Origin of the sequence: Nocardia kruczakiae NBRC 101016 (assembly GCF_001612965.1) — a bacterium.
In the GTDB taxonomy this organism is placed as follows: Bacteria; Actinomycetota; Actinomycetes; order Mycobacteriales; family Mycobacteriaceae; genus Nocardia; species Nocardia kruczakiae.
In genome coordinates, this window is sequence record NZ_BDBL01000085.1 from 1 (window position 1) to 3,874 (window position 3,874).

The following is a 3,874-nucleotide window of genomic DNA, read 5'->3' on the forward strand; positions in this document are numbered from 1 at the left end:
GGCCGGCACGGTCGGGCTCGTCCGGCGGGCGCGGTCGCCGCACCCGCGTGGCCTCCCGCAAGGCGGCCGAGCGGCAGCGCAAGCGCCGGAATCTGGTCGTTCTGGGCTGCGTGTTCGTCGTCCTGTTCGTGGTGGCCGGTGGCTACGCCGGATACAAGTTCATCCGTTCCATGGGCGGACCCGAGGATTTCGACGGATCGCCCGGCCCGCTGGCCGTGGTCCAGGTGCACACCGGTGACACCGCCGAACAGATCGCGCAGACCATGGTCGAGAAGGGGGTCGTGCGCAGCAGCGGGGCCTTCTATCAAGCGGCCGTGCGCAATTCGGGCATCACGTCCGTGCAGCCGGGCTATTACGCGGTGCCGACGCACAGCAAGGGCACCGACGCGGTCGCGGCCCTGCTGAAGAAGACTTCCCGGGTGGGCAATGTGGTGGTCTCCGAAGGGCGGCGGCTGCACGACTCCACCGATGTGAACACCGGCGCCCGCAACGAGGGCATCTACCGCAAGATCGCCGATGCCAGTTGCGTCGGCACCGGTGCGGACAAGAAGTGCGTCACCTACGAACAACTCGATGCCGCCGGGGCCACCGCGGACGCGACCGCGCTGGGCGTTCCGGCCTGGGCCGTCGACGCCGTGCGCAAGGTACCCGATCGCACCCGCCAGCTCGAGGGGATGATCGCCGCGGGCACCTGGGATTTCGATCCGTCCGGCACGCCCGAGCAGATTCTGGCGCAGCTGGTGAGCGAGAGCGCCGCCGGCTACGAGACGACCGGACTGTTGCAGTCGGGGGCGACGAACAAACTCAACCCCTACCAGACGCTGATCGCGGCCTCACTGGTCGAACGCGAAGCGTTGCCGCAGGACATGTCCAAGGTGGCCCGGGTGATCGTGAACCGGCTCGCGGTCGATCAGCCGCTGCAGCTCGATTCCACGGTCAACTACACCCTCGACCGTACCGAGGTCGCCACCACCGACGCCGACCGCGCCCGCAAGACCCCGTGGAACACCTACGCCATGCCGGGGCTGCCGGCCACACCGATCTCCTCACCGTCGCTGGATGCCATGCGCGCGGTGGAGAATCCGGCGCCGGGACCGTGGCTGTACTTCGTCACCGTCGACAAGCAGGGGACCACGATGTTCGCCGAGAGCTACAGCGAACATCTGCGCAATATCCAGCGCGCCCAGCAGAGCGGAATTCTCGACAGTGGCCGATAACGGGACGGGGGCGTCGGCACCGGGACGCAAGGCCGCGGTGCTGGGCAGCCCGATCGCGCATTCGCGGTCACCGCAACTGCATCTGGCCGCCTATCGGGCGCTGGGCCTGGACTGGACCTACGAGCGCATCGAATGCACCGGCGAGCAACTGCCCGGCCTCGTCGACGGGCTGGATTCGGACTGGGTCGGGTTGTCGGTGACGATGCCGGGCAAGGTCGCGGCACTGAACTACGCCGGCGAGCGGACCGAGCGTGCCGTTCTGGTCGGCTCCGCCAACACCCTGGTGCGCACGGCGAGCGGGTGGCGAGCCGATTGCACCGATGTGGACGGCGTGCGCGGTGCGCTGCAGGGGGGCGGCGTGGAATCGGTGCGCCGCTCGGTCGTGCTCGGGGCGGGTGGCACCGCGCGACCGGCGCTACTGGCGCTGTCGGAACTCGGTGCCGAGACGGTCACCGTGGTCGCGCGCGACGCCGAGCGGGCCGAGCCGACCCTCGCCCTGGCCCGGCAGCTCGGGATGGCGACGGAGTTCTCCGATTTCGGCGCCGATCGGGTGCGCGCGGCGTGTGCGCGCGCCGACGCGGTGGTCAGCTCGGTACCGGCCGCCGGCGCGGCGGTGGTAGCCGACGCGGTCGCTGCGGCGCCGGTGGTTCTGGACGCGATCTACGACCCGTGGCCGACGCCGCTGGCTACGGCCGTGCGGCGCGCGGGACATACCGTCATCAGCGGGTTGCAGATGCTGTTGAATCAGGCTTACGGCCAGGTCGAACAGTTCACCGGCCGGCCCGCGCCGCGGGCGGCGATGGCAGCGGCTCTGGATCTTCGTGAGTTCTAGAACGGGTTCCAATTCGATGACGTCACAACACAGGCTAAGGTGATCGACATGAATTCGTGGGTGTTGCGCGCCATAGTCCTCGGTGCGCTGACCGTCGTACTGCGAACCCTGCTGGGTTTCGGCATGATCTACTCGCCGACCAACGGCTCGTGGATGCGCATCCTGTGCTTGATCGTGCTGGTCGTCGCGGGCGTGGCCTGGGGGCTGATCGACGGTCGCAGTGATCGGCGGGCCAACCCCGATCCGGAGCGCGGCGGTGCCGACCTCACCATGCGCTGGCTGAAGGCCGGCGTGGTCGGTGGTGTGGGCAGCGGGCTGGTGGCGTGGCTGCTGGATTTCGTGCCGAAGTTCGATCTCGGCGACAACGGTCTGCTGTTCGAGCTGACGGCCGGCGCCTCGTTCATCGTGCTGATGATCTTCATTCCGGCGATGGTCGGCGTGGCGATCGGCCGTTTTCTGGTGGGCCGGGATCGGCGCAAGAGCGAATCCTCGGTGCCTCCGGCTGCGGCCTCCCCGGCCTGATCGCCGACTGATCGGCTCATCCGGGCCGCGGATCGTCTCCGCGGCCCGGATTTCGTGTCCTAGAGCAGAATTCCGCCGGTGGGGCTGTCCTCGCGGGCGATGGTCGCGTAGGCCGCGGCCAGCAGCGACGGATCGGGACCCTCCAGGCGCCCGGGTTTGGCCAGACCGTCGAGAACGACGAATCGAAGAATGCCCGAGCGTGTCTTCTTGTCGGTCTGCATACTTTCCAGCAGCTGCGGCAGTGCGTCGGCGTCATAGGTGGTCGGCAGGCCGACGCTCTCCAGGATCGCGCGATGGCGATCGGCGGTGGCGTCGTCGAGGCGCCCGGCCAGCCGGCCGAGTTCGGCCGCGAAGACCAGACCGACCGACACCGCCGCACCGTGGCGCCACCGGTAGCGTTCCCGGCGTTCGATCGCGTGGCCGAGGGTGTGCCCGTAGTTGAGGATCTCGCGCAGGCTCGCCTCCTTGAGGTCGGCGGCCACCACATCGGCCTTCACCTGGATCGCGCGCCGGACCAACTCCGGCAGTACGTCGCCCTTCGGGTCCAGGGCGGCGGCGGGGTCGCGTTCGATCAGATCGAGGATGACCGGATCGGCGATGAATCCGGCCTTGATGATCTCGGCCATTCCCGCGACGATCTCGTTGGGCGGCACCGTTTCCAGGGTGACCAGATCCACCAGTACGGCCGACGGCTCGTGGAAGCAGCCGACCAGGTTCTTCCCGGCCTCGGTGTTGATTCCGGTCTTGCCCCCGACCGCCGCGTCGACCATCGCGAGCAGTGTGGTCGGCACGTGGACGACCTTCACACCACGCATCCAGGTGGCGGCGACGAAGCCGGACAGATCGGTGGCCGCACCTCCGCCGAGGCTGATCACGACGTCCTGCCGGGTCAGGCCGATGCGGCCGAGCACCTCCCAGCAGAAACCGGCGACCGGGAGATCCTTACCGGCCTCGGCATCCGGAATTTCGATGCGATGCGCGTCGAGGGTGTCACCGTGCGGGCCGACGGCCTGCTCGGCCAGCGCCTGCCGCACCACCTCGGCGGTCTCGGTCAGCGGCGGCTGATGGAAGATCGCCACCGTCCGCACTCCGGGATGGCGGGCGACCTGCTCGACCAGTTCGCCCAGCAGCCCCCGGCCGATGATCACCGGATACGGATCGGCGGTACGGACCTCGATGCGGGTGGGCTCGCTCATGTGTGCTGCTCCGATTCCTCTAGTGCTCGTCGTGTGCGTGCCCGGCGGGCGCGGGCGCGCCGGGACCGACCGGCCCCGGCCGTCGCGTCGTGCGCGGTCTGCGCGGC

At 69.3% G+C, this 3,874-nt stretch carries 4 protein-coding genes; 3 read left to right on the top strand and 1 reads right to left on the bottom strand.

Annotated features, from left to right (window positions below; genetic code table 11):
* From NK1_RS33025 to NK1_RS33035, 3 genes are all read left to right on the top strand, one after another.
* The coding region (locus tag NK1_RS33025; RefSeq protein WP_063015133.1) for an endolytic transglycosylase MltG at nucleotides 1–1,217 on the top strand (1,217 nt) is incomplete at its 5' end.
* Complete coding sequence (locus NK1_RS33030) at nucleotides 1,207–2,049, top strand: shikimate dehydrogenase (protein ID WP_063015135.1); 843 nt, start codon at nucleotides 1,207–1,209, stop codon at nucleotides 2,047–2,049. The genes NK1_RS33025 and NK1_RS33030, both read left to right, overlap by 11 nt.
* 48 nt (nucleotides 2,050–2,097) lie before the next feature.
* Nucleotides 2,098–2,571, top strand: coding sequence for a B-4DMT family transporter (locus NK1_RS33035; protein ID WP_036502750.1), 474 nt, complete (start codon nucleotides 2,098–2,100; stop codon nucleotides 2,569–2,571).
* Between the two features lie 59 nt (nucleotides 2,572–2,630).
* Here NK1_RS33035 and aroB read toward each other — a convergent pair whose 3' ends face one another.
* Entirely contained in the window at nucleotides 2,631–3,767 is a 1,137-nt protein-coding gene (gene aroB / locus NK1_RS33040) for a 3-dehydroquinate synthase (protein ID WP_063015137.1), read from the bottom strand.
* Between the last annotated feature and the right edge of the window lie 107 nt (nucleotides 3,768–3,874).

Bases quoted from the DNA above. Each gene is read 5' to 3' on its own strand.
- aroB (WP_063015137.1), bottom strand. From the start codon at position 3,767: ATGAGCGAGCCCACCCGCATCGAGGTCCGTACCGCCGATCCGTATCCG.
- NK1_RS33035 (WP_036502750.1), top strand. From the start codon at position 2,098: ATGAATTCGTGGGTGTTGCGCGCCATAGTCCTCGGTGCGCTGACCGTC.